This is a genomic window from Oceanobacillus rekensis (genome assembly GCF_002153375.1).
Classification (GTDB): domain Bacteria; phylum Bacillota; class Bacilli; order Bacillales; family Amphibacillaceae; genus Oceanobacillus; species Oceanobacillus rekensis.
Genome location: NZ_MTBQ01000001.1, coordinates 126,095 through 148,321, shown reverse-complemented (window position 1 = coordinate 148,321; position 22,227 = coordinate 126,095). Strand labels below are relative to the sequence as shown.

Here is a 22,227-nt window from a genome sequence, read left to right as displayed (position 1 = left end):
GAGTGATTGATTTTGAGTTTGGAAGAAATGAAAAAGAGCAAGCAAAAGAAAAAAAGAAATCGTTTAATATTCAGAACCACTATTCTTGCAGTCCTGGTGGCTGCTGTTGTTTTTGCACTTGTCTCCAATTTGACAAGTGATAATACGATATATAAAGCGGGCGACGCGGCTCCAGACTTTCAGCTTAAACAAATCAGTAATAATTATGATGCAGAGACCATTCAGCTAAGTGATTACGAAGGTAAGGGTGTAATGTTGAATTTCTGGGCAACTTGGTGTAAACCTTGTGAAGCGGAGATGCCTTACATGCAGGAATTGTATCCGAAGTATAAAGACAAAGGTGTTGAAATTCTTGCTGTCAGCCTTGACGGTACAGAGCTTGTCGTTGACCGTTTTATTGATAAATATGACTTAACTTTTGCAATTCCACATGATAAAACTGAAGAGATCAGAGATTTGTATAAAGTTGGTCCAATACCAAGCACCTTCTTTATTAATCCAGATGGAGAAATAGAAGAAGTGGTAAATGGTGCACTAACATTAGAACGACTTGACGGATACTTACAAGCCATACAGCCGAATATGGATTAATCATCAGACAACATGGGGGATCTAAATGAACAAAATAAAATGTGAATGTGGTCATATTAATCCCGAAGGCACAGTTTTATGTGAAGCATGCGGGAAGCCGATTGAAGGAAACCAGCATATTGATGGAAATGAAAAACATAAACTACTCAACATGCGTTATGATGGAACTGCACGACGTTCACAAACGTACAATAAATCTATCATTGACAGAATATGGAGTTTCTTTTCCTCAGTTAAGGTCGGCGTCTGGTTAATCGTTCTAGCGTTAGTCGCGTCAATGATCGGAACCATTTTGCCGCAACAAATATACATACCTGAAGATGCAGTATCACGTGATCCTGCGATTTTTTATGAAGACCGCTATGGGATTTTCGGTCTTATCTATTATCAATTAGGTTTTCATAACTTATACAGTTCTTGGTGGTATATGATCTTAATTGCATTAATAGGTATTTCACTTGTTATCTGTAGTCTTGATCGATTTGTTCCATTATACAAAGCATTAAAAAGACAGAATGCTAAACGCCATGAAACATTTTTGAACAGACAACGTCTATACAGTGAAACGGAGGAAGTATCTGCACAAGATATAGAAACCGTTCAAAAAAATCTAAAAAAAGCACGATATAATGTTAGAAATGATAATGGCCATATCCTCGCTGAAAAGGGACGTTTTTCAAGATGGGGGCCATATGTCAACCATATTGGCTTAATTATTATCCTGCTCGCGGCCATTTTACGTCTCACACCAATCATGTATACAGATGAATATATCTGGGTACGGGAAGGGGAACGAACCGTTATCCCTGGAACAGAGGGCGATTACTATATTGAAAATAAAGATTTCATTATGGAGACACATAACGAAAATGATGAACGTTTTCAACAGGCAATTCAGGAGGAAGGTGTCGTGCCAAGTAACTTTCAGACAGACATTGTAATTTACAAAGCAAAAGATGCGGAAGTTCCTGGCGCTGCCCCCGAGCTCCAACCAATACTGGAAGATTCTATTCAGATGAATAAACCAGCAAAGTTTGATAAATACACCCTTTACCAATCGGGATATCAAGTGAATGAATTTCACAATATGAGCTTTTATATTCACGAGACAGATGATGAGGATGAAACCGCTTTGGGTTCGTTTACTATCGATTTGACTGATCCGGAATCTGAATATGAACTTGATAATGGATTTCGTATTGTAATCGATCAATATTATCCGGATTACTATTTGGATGATAATGGAACACCAGCATCAGAGACAGATTATCCAAGGAATCCGGCATTCGTAATGATGGTTTACCCTCCGGATAGTGATAGTGCCGAAATAAGCTTTCTCGGTATTGGAAGAAACATAGATGCCACTGGTGAAAATCAATATAAGCTCGGAATTGAAGATTTTGAAATGCGTGATGTCAGTGGTCTTACGCTAAGAGTGGATTATACATTGACTTACTTCGTTATTGGTGCAGCAATATTTATGATAGGTGTCATCCAGGGAATGTATTGGCAGCATCGCAGAATTTGGATACATCCTAAGGGGAATGGGCTTCTACTTGCAGCCCACACAAATAAAAACTGGTTTGGGATTAGTAAAGATATTGAAAAATCAATAGAAAATACATCAATTAAAATGGTAGAAGACCAGCAGGAACTGGATTAAAACTGCGGGAATAGTACGCAGTTTTATCCGGGTAAGGAGGAAATATTTATGGATTTGCTAAATATAAGCAGTACAATGCTATATTCAGCGTTTATTCTTTATCTGATTGCAACATTATTCTTTGGGGCAACAATCAGACAGGAAAAATCTGAAAGAAGAAAGAAAACCAAAGCAGGAACAATTGGAATAACATTAACAATCATCGGTTTTATTGCACAACTTGTATATTTAATTACAAGATGGATTGCAAGTGGACATGCACCGGTAAGTAATATGTTTGAATTCATGACATTTCTCGGAATGTGTATGGTCTTGGGATTCATTATTCTTTATTTCTATTACAAATTAACTTTTCTTGGGTTGTTTGCACTTCCTATTTCAATGATTGTTATTGCTTACGCAAGTATGTTTCCAACCGAAATTTCTCCATTGGTACCTTCATTACAGAGTCATTGGTTGTACATACATGTAACAACTGTTGCATTAGGACAGGGTATTCTGTTTGTAAGTTTTGCGGCAGGAATTATGTATTTAATCAGGCAAATTGACCAAACAGTAAGAAATAAAAGGAATATTTGGCTTGAAGCTATTATCTATACGATGTTTTTATTCGTTGGCTTTATCGTCATAACTTCAGTATTTAATCTGATGGATTACAATGCAACATTTGAAGGTCAGCAAGGTAATGAAATCGCTGAGTATCATTTACCAGCAATTGCCGGACCGATGGGTGGAACTCTTGTAACAGAAGATGTTATGGAACCTTGGTTTGAAACCCCATCATGGATGCAGGGAGTAGATGCCGGAAGAAAGTTTAATAGCGTTATCTGGTCATTCTTTGCTGGGTCTATCCTATATGGTATTGTTCGATTAGTTACACGTAAACGGATTGGTGCTAAATTGCAACCATTGCTCAAAAGTGTTAAGCCTGATCTGCTGGATGAAATCATGTATCGATCCGTAACAATAGGTTTCCCGATATTTACACTAGGTGGATTAATTTTTGCTTCCATCTGGGCTCAAATTGCTTGGGGTCGTTTCTGGGGTTGGGATCCAAAAGAGGTTTGGGCATTGGTAACATGGTTATTTTATGCTGCCTTCCTTCACTTGCGGTTGTCAAGAGGATGGCATGGTGAAAAGTCAGCTTGGCTTGCAGTAGCAGGGTTTGGTATTATTATGTTTAACCTAATTGTTGTAAACCTCGTGCTTGCGGGTCTTCATTCATATGCTTAAACTATCTATCTAAATATAAGGCGGGGTGTCATCATGATACCTCGTTTTTCATACATTTTTTCAGAATATGGTTTATAATTTACTATTAGTGGATTTTTAAATACATTAGTGATTAATACAGGAGGATACGCTTATGGATTCGAAAGCAAAAATTTTAGTTGTAGATGATGAAGAAAGAATTCGCAGACTTATTCGGATGTATCTTGAACGTGAAGACTATATGGTTGATGAAGCGTCCAATGGAAAAGACGCCTTGGAAAAGGCTTTAGATACAGATTACAGCATAATTATACTAGATATTATGATGCCCGAAATGGATGGGATTGAAACCTGTCAGGAGCTTCGAAAGGAAAAAGATACTCCTGTAATTATGTTGACTGCAAAAGGTGAGGAAGCTAATCGTGTGCAAGGATTTGAAGTTGGAGCAGATGACTATATTGTTAAACCTTTCAGTCCAAGAGAAGCAGTATTACGTGTAAAGGCATTACTCAGGAGAGTATCAGCTTCAACATTTAATGAGAAAGATATTTCGACTAAAAATATTTTGGTGTTTCCACATATTACAATTGACCATGATGCACATCGAGTCACTGCTGATGGAGAAGAAGTCAGTTTAACACCTAAAGAATATGAACTGCTATGCTTCCTTGCGAAATCACCTGATAAGGTATTCAATAGGGAGAATTTATTAAAAGAAGTTTGGCAGTATGAATTTTTTGGTGATCTTCGTACTGTAGATACACATGTTAAACGACTCCGCGAAAAATTGAGTTCTGTATCTAAACCTGCAGCTAAAATGATTGTTACGGTTTGGGGTGTTGGCTATAAATTTGAAGTTGATGATGTCTAATGTTTTGGAAGAGTGTAGTTGGTAAACTTTCTTTAACAATTCTATTGCTTGTAGCCTTTGTCCTTTCTATTTTGACTTTTTTTCTCATGGAATTCTTTGAAACCTTCCACATACAGGAAGCTGAAAATGACATGATGCAAATGGCAACAAAGATCTCTTCCCTGGTGGAAGGGGGACAGGACAGATTATTTATAGAAGAAATGACAGAGATGCTAAAAGACCCTTCCAGTCGGATTGCCATTTTTTACAATGAAGAAGATCTTTGGATGTCTACGAGTAGTGATGAGGACTTGGTACCAAAGGATTATGATGAATGGCTTCAATCCAGGGATGAAATTAATGAAGTAATCTACAACAAACAAAAAGTAAAGAAACAAATTAACATTCCAAATACAGATAATGATATGATCATTGTCGGATCGCCTATTGAAAATGGTGGTGCAATTTTTGTATTTCAACCACTCGACATAATTAATCAAACGAAGGCACAAACAACCAAGTTAATCCTGCTTAGTGCGGGAATTGCTATCCTGTTAACGACCTTTTTCGCTGTTTTTCTATCGACAAGAATTAGTTCTCCATTAATTAAGATGCGTGAAGCAGCCTACAATCTTACTAGAGGTGAGTTTAACACAAAAGTCCCTGTACTGACACATGATGAAATCGGTGATCTTGCCATCGAATTTAATCGAATGGGTAGACAGCTGAAATTTCATATTAATGCATTGCGCCAGGAGAAGGAACAATTATCCAGTATTGTAAGTTCAATGGCTGATGGAGTTGTTACGTTAAATCGGAATGGTGACATTCTAGTTATAAATCCACCTGCTAAAAAGTATATTGAAGGCTGGTATTTTGAGAATGATATAACGATGGATCAAAACCGTACCCTTCCAAAAGAACTACAAGAAGCTCTTAAAGAAGTAATTGATGGCGAGCAAGCAGTTCTACGTGAGATCGGTCTGCAAGGTAGAATCTATGTTATGCTGATGACACCTTTATACGACCAAACCTATGTAAGGGGAGCGGTCGCTGTAATTAGAGATATGACAGAAGAAAGACGTCTGGATAAATTACGTAAAGATTTCATCGCAAATGTCTCACATGAATTACGTACCCCCATTTCCATGCTTCAAGGGTATAGTGAAGCAATTGTGGATGATATTGCAGACACGAAAGAGGCAAAAAATGAACTAGCACAAATTATTCAGGAAGAATCATTACGTATGGGTCGTCTTGTAAATGAGCTGCTTGACCTTGCACGAATGGAATCGGGTCAAATAAATTTAAATTTCGAATTGGTGGATATTGAAACCTATGTGGAGCGGATTGTTAATAAATTTAGAGGTCTTGCTTCAGATAATAAAATTGAACTTGCATTATCATTACATACGGATTACCCAAAGGCGTACTTTGATCCGGACAGTATTGAACAAGTATTCACAAATCTAATCGACAATGCAATCAGGCATACATTAGAAGGTGGACTAGTCCGGGTTTCCGTCACAAATATATCCGATGAATTTTATGTGGAAGTGAACGATAGTGGGAGTGGAATTCCTGAGGAAGATTTACCATTTATTTTTGAGCGATTCTATAAAGCCGACAAATCCAGAGTGCGAAGCAGAGATAAAAAGGGTACAGGACTTGGGCTTGCCATTGCTAAAAATATTGTTGATTCTCATCAGGGGACCATTCAAGTGAAAAGTAAACTAAATCAAGGAACAACCTTTAGTTTCAAATTGCCACAGGGTTCTAATAGTTTTTGATTACCTAAACTTCTTCTTAATATCTTTTCTATTTAATTTTATTATGCTATGATAACCGTGTATTGGGATTGAATCGTATATATTTAATATTGTAATTGGTGTTTAATTATTAGGGAATCCAGTGAAAATCTGGGACTGTCCTCGCAACTGTAAATGGTGACGAAATAAGCAATCCACTGTATGGGAACCATATGGGAAGGGCTTAGAGTAGGTTTGAATCATAAGTCAGTAGACCTGCCAATTCAAGTTGTTTCAATGCTTCGGGGGTATAAGCAATTGAGACTTACGAATACATATAGCATTTTTTGCTTATTATTATTTGTTTGTCTTTCATCTGCCTTTGATGCTTCAAGGGCGGATTTTTTATTTTTTGGCTGCTTTCGTATATATTGTTGTTATCTGCCTCGTAGTCGAGATAAACTGCGAAGCACTTACACCTTACGCATAGGTGACTGTTATAACCGCCGCCCGGAGCAATCCCGAACTGGTGAAGTTATTTACTATTTTAGTTAATGCAAGTGTAGTAATTGCATGCCACTTCTAACTAGCTTTGGGAAATACACGGAGACTCCTACGGGAAGAGAGGCATAGGTGAGATACTGAAATGCGTTAGCATGAAGGTGCTCACTAGCCGCCCTAGGGATGCGCGCAGTGTATTTCCCAAAGCGGTCGCCGAAGTTTATTTACGTCGTAGTTTATAAAAACAGTGACGGTTAAAAACAACAAAATTTACGAAAAGAGTCTATTTTTATAAATGCAGATCAATCCCAATAACATTATGCAAAAGGATGAGAAATCAATGAAAAAATGGATTTTGCAATTAGTTGTAATCATGGCAGTAGGATTATTGTTTGGGTGCTCATCTGATGGTGACACCGAACAAAATACGAATACTAGAGTGAGTACAAACGATACTTCTGATACCGGAGAAGTATCGGAAGAATCTGTTCGAATCACCATTTCTATTAATGAAGGGGTAGAATCCGTAAACGAGCAGGAGATCCCGATTGAAGAAGGCGATATACTGATGGATGTTATGGAAGAAAACTTCTACATCGAAACAGAGTTTGATGGTACATTTATTACTTCAATTGAAAGAGTTGAAGCAAGTGAAGAGGATCAAACCGCCTGGATGTTTTTTGTTAATGATGAAATGCCAACTGTTGGAGCAAACGAATATGAACTTTCTCCTGGTGATGTAGTTGTTTTTGATTTACAGTCCTGGGAATAGAATATGAACACATATAAGATTACAATTATAGCTTTACTAGCTGCTTTGGCAATTGCAGGAAGATATGTGTTCCAGTTCATTCCAAATGTACAACCAGTAACGGCACTTATTATTATCTGTGGTATGATTCTTGGCCCATTATCAGCAATACTCTTAGCTGTTGTAACAACATTCCTTTCAAACATGTTGATGGGAATGGGAATATGGACTATATGGCAGATTGTTTCTTGGTGCATAATTGGTGTTTTGAGTGGTTTATTAAGTAAAACACTTAAACGTGTTCCACTGTTTGTAATTGTACTTTTCGCCGTATTCAGTGGATATTTGTATGGTTTCGTCATATCTTTGACGAACTATCAAATAGTAGGTAAGTTTTGGCCCTATTATATTGCTGGTCTTCCATTTGATACGAGCCACGCGATTGGGAATGCAGTTTTCATTATTCTCTTATACCCGATCATGTCTCATTTATTTCGTAAATATGCTGTTAAAAGATTTACAATCAAAAACACCAACTGAATACAGTTGGTGTTTTTTTCGTTATTCATTTGCTGATATACTTAAAGTAGCTTGCGCTTTCAATTTATACCATATACTATAATTGTAACCTTTTTGTATGAATAACGACTATACAGTTGAACGGAGGGTCTCCATGAAGGCCATTTTCGATAAGTTATATGATAACTATCATCAGGATCTGTTCCAGTACATTTTTTACATGGTAAAGGATAGAGAAACAACGGAAGATCTTATTCAGGAAGTATATATTAAAGTCTTGAAATCCTATCAAAACTTCAAAGGGGAGAGTAGTGAGAAAACGTGGCTTTTTTCGATTGCAAGACATGTTACATACGATTTTTTTCGTTCATTGAAAAGAAAAAGAAATAGAATAAGCGACTTCTTTGATTGGACTGAAAAAGGTGAATTGATTCCTGATGAAAAAGATTTACCTGAGGAAATAACAATTAAAAATGAACAGATGAAACAAATATATAACTATCTCGATAAATGCACAATCGATCAAAAAAATGTATTAATCCTGAGATATTTGCATTCCTTTTCCATTCAGGAAACAGCAGAAATACTGAATTTCAGTATAAGTAAAGTCAAAACGACACAGCATAGAGGACTAAAAGCAATAAAAAAGCTATTAAAGGAACATGGCGAGAAAGGGGGAGACATTCTATGAGACGAAATGAAGAACACCAAGAAATCATAGACGGGTTACAGAATATGCCGAAGATAAAGGACAATACAGATAAAAATATGCTATATAACCGCATCTCACTCGAAATGTCAAACACTCGCGTAATCGAAAATAGATTTAGAAAGAAAAAGTTGGTTCCTATTTTAGTAACAATATTAACTGCTCTCATCATTGTTCTCGTTCCATTTATGCTAAAGACTGAAGATCAAGTAAAACAAAATGACAAGCAATTTTCTGAAATTGAAATGGAAACTAACTTTGATAGAAATGAGGAATCAATCGTCATGGAAAACTCTGATCGAGACCAAGAAAGCGGGGAAGCTGCAACTAACTATTCAGAAGAAGTAAATGAAATTAAAATAAACATGGAAGATTCATTAAACAGCTTCATTATTCAGGGTTCCAGTACGTCTAAAATTGTATATGGCGCAATACCGGATCTCGGGAAGCAGTATATTATTCCTGTTTCATTTATTGTTGATCAAGATGCTTCCGTAGAAGAATATTATAATGAATTAGAAAACTATATTAAAAATGTAGATGTAGAATGGGCAACAAATGATTATATGTTGGCAAATGCCTCGTTTCAGCTTAAGGAATCAGATGTGATTATCGATCTTGGTGATAACTTTTCCATTGGAGCAGGTTCAACGAACGCCTACATTTTCGAACAAATGCTTGCCACCATGTTTACACCATATGGTATTAATAAAGCTGTTTTCGAATCCAAGCACCATGGTGTTGAACTTGGACCATTTGGAGTTATTGAAGAACTTTCATTAAGTAAAGAAGATGATTCCATCTACAAGTTATATAATAATCAATTCTTGATCCCCATCCCAAACTCCAATCTTTCCATCCATGACGCGATGTCAGAGATGAAAATGGAACAGGAAGGATTTAATATCAGCCAAACGGTACCAGATGAAGTTCAGCTTTCTGTTGAATCATCAGATGAACTGCTTTTATTAACACTTGAAGAAGAATCAACTATTGGTCATGACCAGGAAGTAATGACCATGATAGAAGCAATACTAATGACAGCCAAAAGTTATGGATATCAATCCGTCCAATTTAGGAACTTTCCAGTAAATCAAATTGGTCCATATGATATTACCAAACCAATACCGGTTCCGAAAGCAGTAAATCCTGTCGACATCAGGAATTAATAATAATGTCCATTCTAAAAGTGTTCTTGGCAGTTAAGAAAGTATAACTACTTTCTTACTGCATAAATGCAAGGCATATGCCTAAGGGTTTGGCATATGCCAAGTTTTCTAAAAAATATTTTTCAAAAACACTTTTAAAATGTATACTTATATTAAGATTATTCTATTCATCACTAAATTTTAATGGATCTCCATTAAAAGCAATTTCAGAGATCTTTATGGATTCTGTTGGACAACCTTCATACGCATCGAGTAAGTCATCTGTCAAACTATCCGGGATAACCGATGTTCCAGCATTGTCATCGATGGAAACGTAAGAAAGCCCTTCATCATCATAAGTAAAAATTTTCGGTGCACTAGCACCGCAAGCACCACAAGCAATACAAGTTTCTTTATCAACGATTGTGTATTTCGCCATACAATTTCCCCCTATTACATAAACCCCGCTACACTACCTATTCTAAATCTGTTCAACAATCATTACAATAACATCTTCTGTTTTCTAATAATCAATTTTTCAGGAAGGGGGTTCATTTGATGTTCGATGGTATCATCCTGACATGTATAGACAAATTACAGGGAGAACGCACAGCTTCGAGTATTTATCATTTATTAAAAGGCAAGAAATCAATTCAGACGGTACAGGATGCACATATCTATCATTTGGAGAAGTACTATGGTATCTATAATGTTCTAACCAAAGAAAGATTCAACAATAACTTATCCAGGTTAGTTGCGGAGGGCTTATTGAATACAATTGAAAATGAATATAGTAAATTCCAATTATCTACTATTGGAGTCGAATGGCTTGAAGAACATAAAGAACATTTAAAGGTCGAATATTTTAATGGCTTAACGTACAATAAAATAACAGACGTTTTTTATTTAAGACTTTTATTACTCATACAGACACTAACAAATGCAAAGATGAATTACTTCCGTTTCATTCCGGTTACAGATAACCATTCTGCCGAGAGGTGGGTTAAACAGCATTATCAAACAATGAAGACAAAGAAAAAAGAAGTTATACAATCGCTTTATGATGAGCTATACAATCTCTTAGATATGTTTCCAGAACAGGATGCATCCTTATTTGTGGACCGTCTGACAGGTTATCAAACAATTGGTCTGAGTACAAATCAACTTTCTGAAAAATATATGCTGACGGACGAGGATGTTCACCTGTTACTTACAGGTATGGTTCATCGAATAATAACGACCGTACACAAAGACAAAGAAAAATTCTCAATACATGCAAAGATATTGAATGATTTATCGGAAACAAACCTAATTACCCATTCAGCAAATAAGACGAATCAACTATTAAAGAAAAGTTATACGATTAATCAAATTGCAGCAATGAGAAATCTGAAAACAAACACAATCCATGATCATATTGTAGAAATTGCTTTATATGACTCAGACTTCCCTTTAGATAATTACATATCTGCGGAAGACCAAAAGGAAGTAATAACCGTGCTTAACAACGAAAATTCATTTAAATTAAAGGATATCAAAGAATCCCTAAATGAAAATATCAGTTATTTTCAAATCCGGCTTGTTCTGGCTGTGAATAAGAAAGTACTAAAATAAGGTGATCAGCATGCAGGATACAAATTTATTAGAAGATACATTAAAAAAGCAGTTTGGTTATACATCATTTCGAACAGGTCAAAAAGAGATCATACAGGACGCGCTTGGCGGAGAGGATGTGCTTGGCATTCTTCCAACTGGATCCGGTAAGTCAATTTGTTATCAGCTTCCTGCAAGAATTCAGGAAGGACTAACTATCGTTGTTTCTCCACTAATATCTTTAATGATCGATCAAGTCAAAGAATTAAAAGCAAATAATTTCAAGGAAGTTATTGCCATTAACAGTTTCATGAACCCACCTGAGAGAAAATCTGTTTATAATAGTCTGTATAACTATAAATTAATCTATGTATCTCCAGAGTTGTTGCAGCAACAAGAATTAATAGGCCGTTTAAAGCGGTTGGATGTACGATTATTTGTTATCGATGAAGCACATTGTATTTCACAATGGGGACATGAATTCAGACCAGATTATCTGAAACTCAGTGAAGCCATTGAGGCTTTAAACCACCCAACAGTCATGGCCTTAAGCGCGACTGCAACTCCCCAAGTTCAAGAAGACATTATTAAGGCATTAAATAGACCAAATATGAACAAACGTATTTATCCAATGGATCGGGAGAATATAACATTTTGTATGGAAGAAGTCGCTGATGATGTTGAAAAGATAGAACGGATGACTAGAATTCTCGGAAAGTATCGTATTCCAGCATTAATTTATTTCACAAGCAGGGTAGCTGCAGAAAATACGGCAAGAATTCTTTCCAATCGACTGGAGGATAGGAATATAGCTTTCTATCACGGCGGGATGGAACAAATCGATCGAATAAGTATACAGCAACAATTTATGAATGGCCAACTTGACATTGTCTGTTGTACAAGTGCATTTGGAATGGGCATCAATAAAAGCAATATCAGATTGATTATTCATTTCCACCTTCCATTACAATTGGAATCCTACATTCAGGAGGTTGGCAGAGCGGGAAGGGATGGCAAATCAAGTATCGGTCTATTGCTGTATTCCCCAAAGGATGCTTTCATACCGAAAAACATGATTAAAAACGAACTTCCTGATAAAACAGATATAACTAACTTGTTCCGTCATTTATATACAATGGTCCAGCAGGGAATGGAAGTAGCAACATCAAATGAACAGATGGAAAACCAATTACAAATAAATGAAACACAATGGAAGTTTTTTCGCTTTCAATTAGAAAAACATGGTATTATTAAAAATAATCGGATTCAATTTCAGGAAGAAAATTGGCGTCATGCTTTACTGTCGATTGAAACTTTAATTAAAGAGAGAATCCAATATAAACAAGAGAAACTGAACGATGTTTTAAGATGGATTAATGAAAAAGAATGCTTACGTAGAAACTTGTACAAGTTCTTCCAAGAAACATATAAAAATCCTAAGTATCATTGTTGCAGTAATTGTGGGTTTACTTGGGACAAGTGGAAACCGGATGAGACTCCACTTGAAAAGTCGCATTCGGAAAGTTGGCAAGCTAAACTAAAGAAGGTATTATTGGTCGGTAATGTAAATGAAGCAGAGTAAACTGATTTATTCCTGGGCTGATGTTCCACTGACTTGATTAATTTGCTTCAATCCTAAAATATTACGATGGTGGAACAAATGAAAGGATCTTTTTGATAAGCAAACTTTAACCTATATATTTATGCTTTCATTATTCGCTGTTGTTTCTGGAAATTATTATTCATAGGAGTCATCTAGAAATGTGTTCGGGTACAGTGTTACCAGTTTACTATTTTTTGTACATATTCGGTATTTAACCAAACCTATTTTACTTATTTCGATTGTCTCAGCAAGTTTTTTTATCGTTTATTTGTGTAATTAAACGATTATCTTACTCGTAACCATAACAACCATGAATGGGCAGACTTCCTGTATAAGTTTATGATTCGTTTTAAGAAGTGAGGGGCTTTACAATGAATATGAAATCCAGGGACACAGATAAACAGGCGGACGAATTACAATTGCTGGTGGAACAAGTAGAAAAGGGACATGAAGAAAAGCAAGCTGTTCCTATAGATAGTATCGATAACACCGACATGCAACGTGAAGTGGATATTTTAAACCTTCCGTCCAGAAAAGAAAAACATTTTATAAACCGTCGAAGCCATTTTAAAATCAGTAAAGCATTATTCAGGTTCCTGTTTATTGTCATTTTACTCATTGTTATATTGATTGGAGCATATTTTTTGGAAATGAGCTAATATCTTTATTCGAAGTGAAGTGATACGAACAATTGAAAGCCTTAATTGGATTCCTTATGATTTGGATTAATTTTAGCAACTCTTTTTAATTTAGCTTGGTACTGTTCAACATATTGATGATATGCATATAGTGTATAAAGTGCTTACTAAAATCATAAATTTGGTATAATGCGATTAGAAAGGCATTACCAATATGGCACCAATATAAGGGGGATGCAGTATGCGTATTGAACGTTTGTCTAATGACCAATTTACTATATTTTTAACGTTTGATGACTTAGTTGAACGTGGGTTTACGAAAGACGATTTATGGCATGATGCATCAAATGTCCGTAGTCTTTTCAGTGATATGATGTATGAAGCCAGCAGCGAACTAGGTATGGAACTTGATGGAATGCTCCTTGTCCAAGTACATCTCATGCAGGCGCAAGGTATGCACATATTTGTCACACAACAGGATGAAGAAATTAATTGGGATGATGATTTTATTGAAATGAAAGTTACTCTAGACGAAAGCAATGAGCTAATTTTTTCATTTGATGAATTTGAGGACATTATTCAAGTATCGTCCTACTTATCTCCGTTAACTGTTACCGGAGGCAAGGTTTATTATATGCATGATCGCTATTATATGATACTTGATGAAATTGATTTTTCGAATATAAATAAAGAGGATGTTATCGGAATTATGTCCGAGTATTCCAACCCGAGTATTATAACCTCACATCGATTGCAGGAGTATGGAAAGGTAATTTTTCACACAGATGCAATCCAAAAAATTATAGAAATATTTTATTAATACGGTTTATTGTATTTAAGTTTTCAAAAGGAGTGCAAGGTATGAAAATTGCGGTATTATATGGAGGAATTTCTGGTGAACGAGAGGTTTCTCTTTCATCTGGTAAGGGAATAATGAATGCGTTAAGAGATAAGGGCCATGAAGTTATCGGGGTTGATTTTAATCCGAATAACCTTGAAGACATCATTAAGTTAAATGTTGATCTAGTTTTTATTGGACTTCATGGAAAATATGGAGAAGATGGCAGAATTCAAGGTTTATTGGATATGATGGGTATACCATATGTAGGATCTGGAGTTCTATCTTCTGCCTTAGCAATGGATAAAGCAAAAGCCAAGCAGGTATTTATGATGAATAAGATTCCACTAGCAAAAAGTGAAGTATATGCAATCTCTAAAGCGACTAAGAAAGAATTTATAGTAAATAAAATAAATAATGCATTTACCCCGCCATTTGTTATTAAACCGAATAAAGAGGGTTCTACATTGGGATTGACCATCGTTACAGATTCCAATCAAGTTATGGAAGCTGTCAATCGTGCAGCTGAAAGCGATGATATGATTCTGGTAGAGGACTTTATTAAAGGAAGAGAATTAACTGTTGCGATAATCGGAGAAAAAGGGAATGAAGAAGCATTACCAATCATTGAAATTATACCTAAAAATGGTTTTTATGATTATGAAGCGAAATATGCCCCAGGTGGCAGTCAGCATATTGTGCCAGCAGTCATTGATGAGGAAACAACAGGACTTATACAATCCTATGCAATCCTTGCCCATCAGTCACTTGGCTGTGAAACATACTCAAGAGTTGACTTTATTCTGAACGAAGACGGCCTTCCGATGATACTTGAAGTGAACACTTTGCCTGGAATGACACCGACAAGTCTATTTCCAGATGCTGCAAATGCTGTGGGGATTAAATATGAGGATATGATTGAGAAATTTGTTACACTATCAATGGGTAAAATAGAAACAAATTCTTAGAACTATGAAAACAGTCTGTTTTTATTGCATATTTATCATGAGAGTGTATACTAATCTCTGAGTGGGCTATACAAACTTTTATGTATATTGTAGGAGGTAAATAAATGGTAGCCGAAAAAGCAGCAGATTCTACCAAAGAAAACCAAGAAAATATGGATGTACTTAGTTCAACACGAACTGTTGTAAAAACCGCATTGGAAAAGCTTGGTTACCCTAATGAGGTATACGAATTATTGAAAGACCCATTACGAATGATGACTGTTCGTATTCCCGTACGAATGGATGATGGTGTTGTAAAAGTGTTTACCGGATATCGTGCACAACATAATGATGCTGTAGGACCAACAAAGGGTGGAATTCGTTTCCATCCAGATGTAACAGAAACAGAAGTAAAGGCACTATCTATTTGGATGAGCTTAAAAGCAGGAATTGTTGACCTCCCATATGGAGGAGCAAAAGGCGGAATTATTTGTGACCCGCGTGAAATGTCTTTCCGTGAATTGGAAGCATTAAGCCGTGGTTACGTCCGATCTGTAAGTCAAATAGTTGGTCCTACCAAGGATATCCCAGCACCGGATGTCTTTACGAATTCGCAAATAATGGCTTGGATGATGGATGAATATAGTAAAATAGATGAATTCAACAGTCCCGGTTTTATTACAGGTAAACCAATCGTTCTCGGTGGATCTCATGGTAGGGAATCTGCGACAGCAAAAGGAGTTACGATTGTTTTAAATGAAGCTGCTAAAAAGAAAGGCATTGAATTAAGAGGTGCACGCGTAGTTGTACAAGGTTTTGGAAATGCTGGTAGTTTCCTATCTAAATTCCTTCATGATGCAGGAGCAAAGGTTGTAGCCATTTCAGATGCTTACGGGGCATTGCATGACCCTAATGGTTTGGACATTGATTATCTTCTTGATCGAAGGGATAGTTTTGGAACCGTAACCAAACTTTTCAATAATACCATATCAAATAAAGAGTTATTTGAATTAGATTGTGACATAATTGTTCCGGCTGCTGTAGAAAATCAGATAACCAGGCAAAATGCAAACGATATTAAGGCAAGCATTGTAGTTGAAGCTGCAAATGGACCAACTACAATGGAAGCAACTAAAATTCTTACCGATCGTGATGTGCTGCTTGTTCCAGATGTCTTAGCATCTGCCGGTGGTGTTACGGTATCCTATTTCGAATGGGTACAAAACAACCAAGGTTTTTATTGGTCTGAAGAAGAGATTGATAAGAAATTACATGAAATTATGATTAAATCATTTGAAAATATATATAATACCGCAAAAACAAGACGTGTTGATATGCGACTGGCTGCATATATGGTCGGTGTCAGAAAAATGGCCGAAGCTTCCAGATTCCGTGGTTGGGTTTAACTTTTTAACAAACATGACTTATAATAATTTCAAAAAACTCTTATTCGATAAGAGTTTTTTGATTTGCTATAAATTTTATGAAACAAAGGAAGTGTATGGTTATGCAGTATGAAAAAGTTATCATCATTGGCGGGGGACCTTGTGGAATGTCCGCCGCGCTTGAACTGAAGAAACAAAGAATTGACCCTTTAATCATTGAGAAAGGAAATGTAGTGAATACCATTTATAATTACCCCACACACCAGACCTTTTTCAGTTCCAGCGATAAACTTGAAATAGGTGACATAGCTTTTATCACTGAAAAACAGAAACCTGTTAGGAACCAGGCGCTCGCATATTACCGTGAAGTAGCTGTAAGGAACAGGCTTCGTATGAATACATATGAAAGAGTGATAGAGGTAAAGAGAACAACTGAACAACTGTTAGTCTTCACTAAATTATTTAATGGTGACACAAGAACATATACTGCAGATCAATTGGTTATCGCAACTGGTTATTATGATCAGCCAAATTACCTTGAAATACCTGGGGAGAACAAAAGAAAAGTAACGCATTACTTCAAGGAAGCTCATCCTTATTTTGATATGGATGTGGCAGTAATTGGCGGTAAAAACTCTGCCGTAGATGCCGCACTTGAATTACATAAAGCGGGTGCTCGTGTCACGGTGCTTTATCGAGGAAGCGAATACTCTAAAAGCATAAAACCATGGGTTCTGCCCGAATTTGATTCTTTGGTTAAAAAAGACCTGGTTAAAATGGTTTATAATTCCCATGTTACAGAGATAACAGATGAACATATCGTTTATACGGTTAATGGTAAAAAAGGTAGTTCAAAGAATGATTTCGTATTCGCCATGACCGGATACAAACCAGATTATTCCCTTTTGGAAATGATTGGAATTAAAATCGATCAGGAAAACGGTAAACCATATTTTAGCCCTGAGACCTATGAAACGAATGTGAATGGAGTATATATTGCTGGTGTAGTTGCTGCTGGGTATAATAATAATGAAATTTTTATCGAGAACGGGCGATTTCATGGTGAGGCAATTGCTAGATCTATAGCAAAATCTAGAGAAGTCCGGTAAAGAGGAAGGGAATAAAGAGATTTTTATAATGGATAGCAGAATTTACCTGCTATCCAATTTATTAATAGTGCGTGTTCAAAAAGGAGGGTAGGATAAAAAGGACCGAGAAGTTCGAGGCGGCGAAGCTTTGAGTAACCGGCTTGCGTGTGTTGTGCTGACTTCTACGTTGCCCACAAATGTATTCTGTGGGACGAGTACCCGCAGCCCCAAATGTCTTCGGTGGGGCGAGTAACCGCAGCCCCAGGACGTAGGCGGTATTAGTAGAATTTCCCCCTATCGCCAACGAAATAATTCTTGTGTCGTTTTTACCGGACTTTTTGAACATCCTTTAATAATCAAGTTTCTCAAATATATTTCTTAATATGTTAATGTTTCCGGTCTTTTCAAGGGCGATTAATAACCTTATTCTTGCTTTTGGACCGGATAAACCCTTAGCAAATATTACTCCCATCTCTTTTAACCTTTTCCCCCCACCCTCGTAGCCATAGGTGGGTTGAACGACCCCTTGATAGCATCTTGAAACGAGGACAATGGGTATATTTTTATCAATTAATTTCTTGATTGGTTCAACAGTGTTTTTCGGTAAATTTCCCTGACCTAAACCTTCGATAACGATTCCGTCCGGACTTGCAGGATATAGTGCTTGGAAAAGTTGCCCATCCATTCCAGCGTATGCCTTTAGTAGGATGACATTTTTAGATACTTTATTAATCGGGTGGGAATGTATCAATTGGGGCGCTCGATGAAAGATAATGGAATCCTTCGTGATCAACCCGATTGGACCGAATTGTGGACTCTGAAAAGTTGCTACATTGCTTGTCGAGGTTTTTGTTACATTTTCAGCTGTATGAATTTCATCATTCATCACTACAAGAACCCCTTTATTTTTGGCTTTGTCTTCTATAGCAACTCGCAGGGAACTAATCAGATTATACAGCGCATCTGATCCGACCTCATTGCTTGATCTCATCGCTCCCGTTAAGATAACTGGCTTTTCAGTTTCCAATACTAAATCAAGAAAGTATGCTGTTTCCTCCAAAGTATCAGTTCCGTGCGTTACGATTACAGCCTCATAATCACTAATCATTTCTGTTATCTTTTGTGCAAGCTCAAGCATGTGATTTGGTGTAATTTGTGGTGATGGAAGGTCAAATATGATTTGCTCATTAATATTAGCAAAGGTTTTAAGCTGGTCAGATACCACTGTCAATGGATGTGTTTCGGCTGAATTAACTTCGCCTGTTTCCTTATTTTCAAGCATTGATATGGTTCCTCCAGTATGTAGAATTAAAATATTTTTCATACTTGTCACCTGCTTTCTTTTTTCTATTTCCAATATCTATACTTAATGATACGATAAAAGTAATGGAATTGGAAAGAGGTTTGGAATCATGTTTGCTATTCTATCTGCTAGTATCGCTCCTATCGTTGCTTTAATGTCTTTCATCTATCTGAAAGACCGGATTACAGAACCGATTCTTTTAATTGTTCGGACATTTATTGTTGGGGCTTTATTGGTCTTTCCAATTATGTTTATCCAATATGCTTTAACAACGGAGAATTTAATAAATAACAGTTTTATTGAATCCTTTTTTTTTAGCGCATTTATTGAAGAGTTTTTTAAATGGTTTATTTTTATGTTTTTAATCTATCAGCATTCTGAATTTGATCATCATTACGATGGAATCGTGTATGCGGTTTCCATTAGTTTAGGTTTTGCATCAGTTGAAAATATCTTTTATTTATTAATCAATGGAATTGAATATGCTTTTTGGAGAGCATTTTTCCCGGTATCTTCCCACGCATTATTCGGTATTATGATGGGTTACTATTTCGGTAAAGCAAAGATGAATAAAAAAATGCAAAAGATAAATATTTTACTTGCGCTACTCCTTCCATTCATATTGCACGGTACGTATAATTATATTCTGAAGAGCTTTACTAATAATTGGCTATATATTCTTATTCCGTTTATGATCCTGCTTTGGATCAGAGCTTTGCGTCGTATGAAAATCGCAAACGAAGCTGATTTTATTTCCTATGAAAATAATAATAATAATAAGCTCCTGTAATGATAAATATTACAGGAGTTTTTTATTTAATCTTGCAAACATGAATAAAAAGGGGAATTACTCAAAAAATAGAACTGCGCTCCATTAATAATGAACGGGAGGAAATAATGTATGGCCTATCGGAGAATCACCTTTTTACTCATGATTGTTAGTTTATCATTTTTTGGGCTGCAGGGAGAGTCATCAACAAAAACTGTGAATGCATTCAGTTCTCAGGTAATCCAACAGGGAGCAGTAGGTGATGATGTAATTGAGCTGCAGTCACGATTACAATATTTAGGGTTTTATAATGGGAAAATTGATGGAGTATTTGGCTGGGGGACTTATTGGGCATTACGTAACTTCCAATATGAATTTGGCATGGAGATTGACGGCCTGGCCGGACAAACTACCAAAGATAAACTCGTAAGTGCAAGTAATTACGATGAAGGTTATGTTAAGGAAAATATTAACCAAGGAACAGATTTTACACATTATGGTGGTGGCGAGCAGAAAGGAACGCCATCTGGAGAAAATACCACGAATACGGATACAGAATCTACCGGAGGAAACGCAACTGCGGTCAATGTTCCACAAGGGTACTCCCAAAATGATATTCAATTGATGGCAAATGCAGTATATGGTGAAGCACGAGGAGAGCCATATGAAGGTCAAGTAGCTGTTGCTGCCGTTATACTAAATAGAATTGAGAGTCCTACATTCCCAAACAATGCCTCAGGGGTTATCTTTGAACCAAGAGCCTTTACAGCTGTCGCAGATGGACAAATTTGGCTGGAACCAAACGATAAAGCAAGGGAAGCAGTAATTGATGCAATAAACGGGTGGGATCCAACAGGAAATGCGACTTATTATTTTAACCCCGATACTGCAACTTCTGATTGGATATGGACCAGACCACAAATTAAAAAAATTGGAAAGCATATATTCTGTAAATAGAAAGGTGTGCAATATTCATGATTCGGTGGATTTTAATTGGTGTCCTGTCACTGGGATTAGTTGGTACCGGTGTATGGGGCTATATGGAACATCAAGAAAAAAATGCAATATTAATCCAAGCAGAAAATACGTACCAACGTTCATTCCATGAACTTACCTATCATATGGACCTTTTAAATGATCAAATTGGAACTGCACTGGCAATGAATTCAACGGAAAGACTATCTCCACAGTTCGTTGAGATATGGAGATTGACATCGGAAGCGTTATCAAATGTCGGACAGCTCCCTTTAGGACTTTTGCCGTTCAACAAAACCGAGGAATTTCTCTCTGATATTGGTGATTTTACGTATCGAACAGCTGTAAGAAATCTTGAAAATTCACCTCTTACAGAAGAAGAAACGGAAACATTACAAGAATTATATATCCAATCAGGTGATATAAAAAATGAATTAAGAGAAGTACAACATATTGCCCTTGAAAACAATCTTAGATGGATGGATGTACAGGTAGCACTTGCTAATCAAGATGAACAAATGGATAACACGATCATAGATGGTTTAAAAACGGTTGAGAAATCTGTTGAAGAGTATACCGAGGGAAATACACAGTCCTCCATCATTGGAACATCATCAAAAGATCATTCCTATAAATACCTTACCGGAAAAGAGATTAGTGAACAGGAAGCCATCGATAAAAGTAAAAAAATATTTAATGTCGAAAATGATGAAAATATAACTATTGCCGAGAGTGGTGACGGGTCAGATATCCCTTTATACAGTATCTCTTACAATAATGATGAAAAAAGAGGATATATGGATATGTCAAAGCAAGGTGGATACCCACTATCACTTCTTGTAACAAGAGATATTGGTGAAAATAAAATTAGTTTAAATGAAGGTGCAGAGAATGCCTTGGATTATCTGGAATCTTTTGACCTGGATAACATGTCACTTATAGGGAGCAGTGAATATAATCGTGTAGGTGTATATTCTTTCCTGTACACGGAGAATGATGTTCGGGTCTACTCTGATGCTGTAGAAGTAAAAGTTGCCCTCGATAACGGGGAGATTCTTGGATTAGCCGCAAATAATTATTATATGAATCACACGGATCGAGATATACCAAGCCCTGAAATTTCTGAAGAAGAAGCAAAGAAAGTGGTAAATCCCAATGTAGAAATACAGGAAGAATTTCTCGCTATCATCGACAATGATCTCGGTGAAGAAGTATTGACATATGAATTTCTTGGAACATTAGACAATGATACGTACAGAATTTTTATTAATGCGATGAATGGAATGGAAGAAAAAGTGGAAAAGCTAGATGGTACAGAAATTAATTATGCATCGAATTTTTAGGGAAGGGAGAACAATCCTTTCCCTTTTTTATATTTTTTTGCAATAATAGGCAT

General features: G+C 36.4%; 21 protein-coding genes and 1 riboswitch. Of the genes, 19 read left to right on the top strand and 2 right to left on the bottom strand.

All coding sequences use genetic code 11. The features are described 5' to 3' along the window. Window positions 1-27: 27 nt before the first annotated feature. From resA to BV906_RS00730, 9 genes are all read left to right on the top strand, one after another. Entirely contained in the window at window positions 28-591 is a 564-nt protein-coding gene (gene resA, locus BV906_RS00770; RefSeq protein WP_425435158.1) for a thiol-disulfide oxidoreductase ResA, read from the top strand. A gap of 25 nt (window positions 592-616) precedes the next feature. Further along, on the top strand, window positions 617-2,254 hold the full coding sequence (gene resB / locus BV906_RS00765) for a cytochrome c biogenesis protein ResB (RefSeq protein ID WP_087971570.1): 1,638 nt from the start codon (window positions 617-619) through the stop codon (window positions 2,252-2,254). Between the two features lie 48 nt (window positions 2,255-2,302). Then, window positions 2,303-3,487 carry a c-type cytochrome biogenesis protein CcsB gene (ccsB, locus tag BV906_RS00760; RefSeq protein ID WP_087971569.1) on the top strand — a complete coding sequence of 395 codons (1,185 nt, stop codon included), beginning with the start codon at window positions 2,303-2,305 and terminating at the stop codon, window positions 3,485-3,487. 133 nt (window positions 3,488-3,620) lie between these two features. Further along, window positions 3,621-4,337: a response regulator transcription factor gene (locus BV906_RS00755; protein WP_087971568.1), complete on the top strand. Its 717-nt coding sequence runs from the start codon at window positions 3,621-3,623 to the stop codon at window positions 4,335-4,337. Beyond that, window positions 4,337-6,106 carry an ATP-binding protein gene (locus tag BV906_RS00750; RefSeq protein WP_087971567.1) on the top strand — a complete coding sequence of 590 codons (1,770 nt, stop codon included), beginning with the start codon at window positions 4,337-4,339 and terminating at the stop codon, window positions 6,104-6,106. The genes BV906_RS00755 and BV906_RS00750 overlap by 1 nt, the downstream gene beginning before the upstream one ends. A gap of 79 nt (window positions 6,107-6,185) precedes the next feature. Continuing rightward, a riboswitch (cobalamin riboswitch) is annotated at window positions 6,186-6,362 on the top strand. Window positions 6,363-6,905: 543 nt separating this feature from the next. Further along, entirely contained in the window at window positions 6,906-7,337 is a 432-nt protein-coding gene (locus BV906_RS00745) for a DUF4430 domain-containing protein (RefSeq protein WP_087971566.1), read from the top strand. A 3-nt stretch (window positions 7,338-7,340) separates the two neighbouring features. Then, window positions 7,341-7,856 (top strand): ECF transporter S component, encoded by a 516-nt coding sequence (locus BV906_RS00740; protein WP_087971565.1) that lies wholly within the window; start codon window positions 7,341-7,343, stop codon window positions 7,854-7,856. Window positions 7,857-7,989: 133 nt separating this feature from the next. Continuing rightward, entirely contained in the window at window positions 7,990-8,526 is a 537-nt protein-coding gene (locus BV906_RS00735) for an RNA polymerase sigma factor SigX (RefSeq protein WP_087971564.1), read from the top strand. After that, a complete protein-coding gene (locus BV906_RS00730) occupies window positions 8,523-9,713 on the top strand; it encodes a hypothetical protein (RefSeq protein ID WP_087971563.1) in 1,191 nt (396 codons plus the stop codon). The genes BV906_RS00735 and BV906_RS00730 overlap by 4 nt, the downstream gene beginning before the upstream one ends. Before the next feature lie 163 nt (window positions 9,714-9,876). Here the strand turns inward: BV906_RS00730 and BV906_RS00725 are convergent, their stop codons facing one another. Continuing rightward, window positions 9,877-10,131, bottom strand: coding sequence for a ferredoxin (locus BV906_RS00725; protein WP_087971562.1), 255 nt, complete (start codon window positions 10,129-10,131; stop codon window positions 9,877-9,879). Window positions 10,132-10,250: 119 nt separating this feature from the next. Between BV906_RS00725 and BV906_RS00720 the strand changes: the two genes are divergently transcribed. From BV906_RS00720 to BV906_RS00690, 7 genes are all read left to right on the top strand, one after another. Next, on the top strand, window positions 10,251-11,306 hold the full coding sequence (locus tag BV906_RS00720) for a YpbB family protein (protein ID WP_087971561.1): 1,056 nt from the start codon (window positions 10,251-10,253) through the stop codon (window positions 11,304-11,306). Window positions 11,307-11,316: 10 nt separating this feature from the next. Next, window positions 11,317-12,867: a RecQ family ATP-dependent DNA helicase gene (locus tag BV906_RS00715; protein ID WP_176330233.1), complete on the top strand. Its 1,551-nt coding sequence runs from the start codon at window positions 11,317-11,319 to the stop codon at window positions 12,865-12,867. Window positions 12,868-13,259: 392 nt separating this feature from the next. Further along, window positions 13,260-13,547, top strand: a complete 288-nt coding sequence (locus tag BV906_RS00710) for a hypothetical protein (RefSeq protein ID WP_087971559.1) — start codon at window positions 13,260-13,262, stop codon at window positions 13,545-13,547. 220 nt (window positions 13,548-13,767) lie between these two features. Further along, window positions 13,768-14,346: a genetic competence negative regulator gene (locus tag BV906_RS00705; protein ID WP_087971558.1), complete on the top strand. Its 579-nt coding sequence runs from the start codon at window positions 13,768-13,770 to the stop codon at window positions 14,344-14,346. 41 nt (window positions 14,347-14,387) lie between these two features. Next, on the top strand, window positions 14,388-15,332 hold the full coding sequence (locus BV906_RS00700) for a D-alanine--D-alanine ligase family protein (RefSeq protein ID WP_087971557.1): 945 nt from the start codon (window positions 14,388-14,390) through the stop codon (window positions 15,330-15,332). 104 nt (window positions 15,333-15,436) lie between these two features. Next, window positions 15,437-16,717, top strand: coding sequence for a Glu/Leu/Phe/Val family dehydrogenase (locus BV906_RS00695; protein ID WP_087971556.1), 1,281 nt, complete (start codon window positions 15,437-15,439; stop codon window positions 16,715-16,717). A 101-nt stretch (window positions 16,718-16,818) separates the two neighbouring features. Beyond that, on the top strand, window positions 16,819-17,805 hold the full coding sequence (locus BV906_RS00690) for a YpdA family putative bacillithiol disulfide reductase (protein ID WP_087971555.1): 987 nt from the start codon (window positions 16,819-16,821) through the stop codon (window positions 17,803-17,805). Between the two features lie 328 nt (window positions 17,806-18,133). On the opposite strand, the gene BV906_RS00685 is transcribed toward BV906_RS00690, so the two are convergent. Then, on the bottom strand, window positions 18,134-19,108 hold the full coding sequence (locus tag BV906_RS00685) for an asparaginase (protein ID WP_087971554.1): 975 nt from the start codon (window positions 19,106-19,108) through the stop codon (window positions 18,134-18,136). A gap of 88 nt (window positions 19,109-19,196) precedes the next feature. Here BV906_RS00685 and prsW point away from each other — a divergent pair, with 88 nt between their 5' ends. The 3 genes from prsW (at window position 19,197) to ypeB (ending at window position 22,174) form a co-directional block, all read left to right on the top strand. After that, a complete protein-coding gene (prsW, locus tag BV906_RS00680; RefSeq protein WP_087971553.1) occupies window positions 19,197-19,877 on the top strand; it encodes a glutamic-type intramembrane protease PrsW in 681 nt (226 codons plus the stop codon). 141 nt (window positions 19,878-20,018) lie between these two features. Next, window positions 20,019-20,813, top strand: a complete 795-nt coding sequence (gene sleB / locus BV906_RS00675; protein WP_425435165.1) for a spore cortex-lytic enzyme — start codon at window positions 20,019-20,021, stop codon at window positions 20,811-20,813. A gap of 17 nt (window positions 20,814-20,830) precedes the next feature. Further along, window positions 20,831-22,174, top strand: a complete 1,344-nt coding sequence (ypeB, locus tag BV906_RS00670; protein WP_087971551.1) for a germination protein YpeB — start codon at window positions 20,831-20,833, stop codon at window positions 22,172-22,174. The last annotated feature ends 53 nt before the right edge of the window (window positions 22,175-22,227 follow it).

Bases quoted from the DNA above. Each gene is read 5' to 3' on its own strand.
- resA (WP_425435158.1), top strand. From the start codon at position 28: ATGAAAAAGAGCAAGCAAAAGAAAAAAAGAAATCGTTTAATATTCAGA.
- resB (WP_087971570.1), top strand. From the start codon at position 617: ATGAACAAAATAAAATGTGAATGTGGTCATATTAATCCCGAAGGCACA.
- ccsB (WP_087971569.1), top strand. From the start codon at position 2,303: ATGGATTTGCTAAATATAAGCAGTACAATGCTATATTCAGCGTTTATT.
- BV906_RS00755 (WP_087971568.1), top strand. From the start codon at position 3,621: ATGGATTCGAAAGCAAAAATTTTAGTTGTAGATGATGAAGAAAGAATT.
- BV906_RS00750 (WP_087971567.1), top strand. From the start codon at position 4,337: ATGTTTTGGAAGAGTGTAGTTGGTAAACTTTCTTTAACAATTCTATTG.
- BV906_RS00745 (WP_087971566.1), top strand. From the start codon at position 6,906: ATGAAAAAATGGATTTTGCAATTAGTTGTAATCATGGCAGTAGGATTA.
- BV906_RS00740 (WP_087971565.1), top strand. From the start codon at position 7,341: ATGAACACATATAAGATTACAATTATAGCTTTACTAGCTGCTTTGGCA.
- BV906_RS00735 (WP_087971564.1), top strand. From the start codon at position 7,990: ATGAAGGCCATTTTCGATAAGTTATATGATAACTATCATCAGGATCTG.
- BV906_RS00730 (WP_087971563.1), top strand. From the start codon at position 8,523: ATGAGACGAAATGAAGAACACCAAGAAATCATAGACGGGTTACAGAAT.
- BV906_RS00725 (WP_087971562.1), bottom strand. From the start codon at position 10,131: ATGGCGAAATACACAATCGTTGATAAAGAAACTTGTATTGCTTGTGGT.
- BV906_RS00720 (WP_087971561.1), top strand. From the start codon at position 10,251: ATGTTCGATGGTATCATCCTGACATGTATAGACAAATTACAGGGAGAA.
- BV906_RS00715 (WP_176330233.1), top strand. From the start codon at position 11,317: ATGCAGGATACAAATTTATTAGAAGATACATTAAAAAAGCAGTTTGGT.
- BV906_RS00710 (WP_087971559.1), top strand. From the start codon at position 13,260: ATGAATATGAAATCCAGGGACACAGATAAACAGGCGGACGAATTACAA.
- BV906_RS00705 (WP_087971558.1), top strand. From the start codon at position 13,768: ATGCGTATTGAACGTTTGTCTAATGACCAATTTACTATATTTTTAACG.
- BV906_RS00700 (WP_087971557.1), top strand. From the start codon at position 14,388: ATGAAAATTGCGGTATTATATGGAGGAATTTCTGGTGAACGAGAGGTT.
- BV906_RS00695 (WP_087971556.1), top strand. From the start codon at position 15,437: ATGGTAGCCGAAAAAGCAGCAGATTCTACCAAAGAAAACCAAGAAAAT.
- BV906_RS00690 (WP_087971555.1), top strand. From the start codon at position 16,819: ATGCAGTATGAAAAAGTTATCATCATTGGCGGGGGACCTTGTGGAATG.
- BV906_RS00685 (WP_087971554.1), bottom strand. From the start codon at position 19,108: ATGAAAAATATTTTAATTCTACATACTGGAGGAACCATATCAATGCTT.
- prsW (WP_087971553.1), top strand. From the start codon at position 19,197: ATGTTTGCTATTCTATCTGCTAGTATCGCTCCTATCGTTGCTTTAATG.
- sleB (WP_425435165.1), top strand. From the start codon at position 20,019: ATGATTGTTAGTTTATCATTTTTTGGGCTGCAGGGAGAGTCATCAACA.
- ypeB (WP_087971551.1), top strand. From the start codon at position 20,831: ATGATTCGGTGGATTTTAATTGGTGTCCTGTCACTGGGATTAGTTGGT.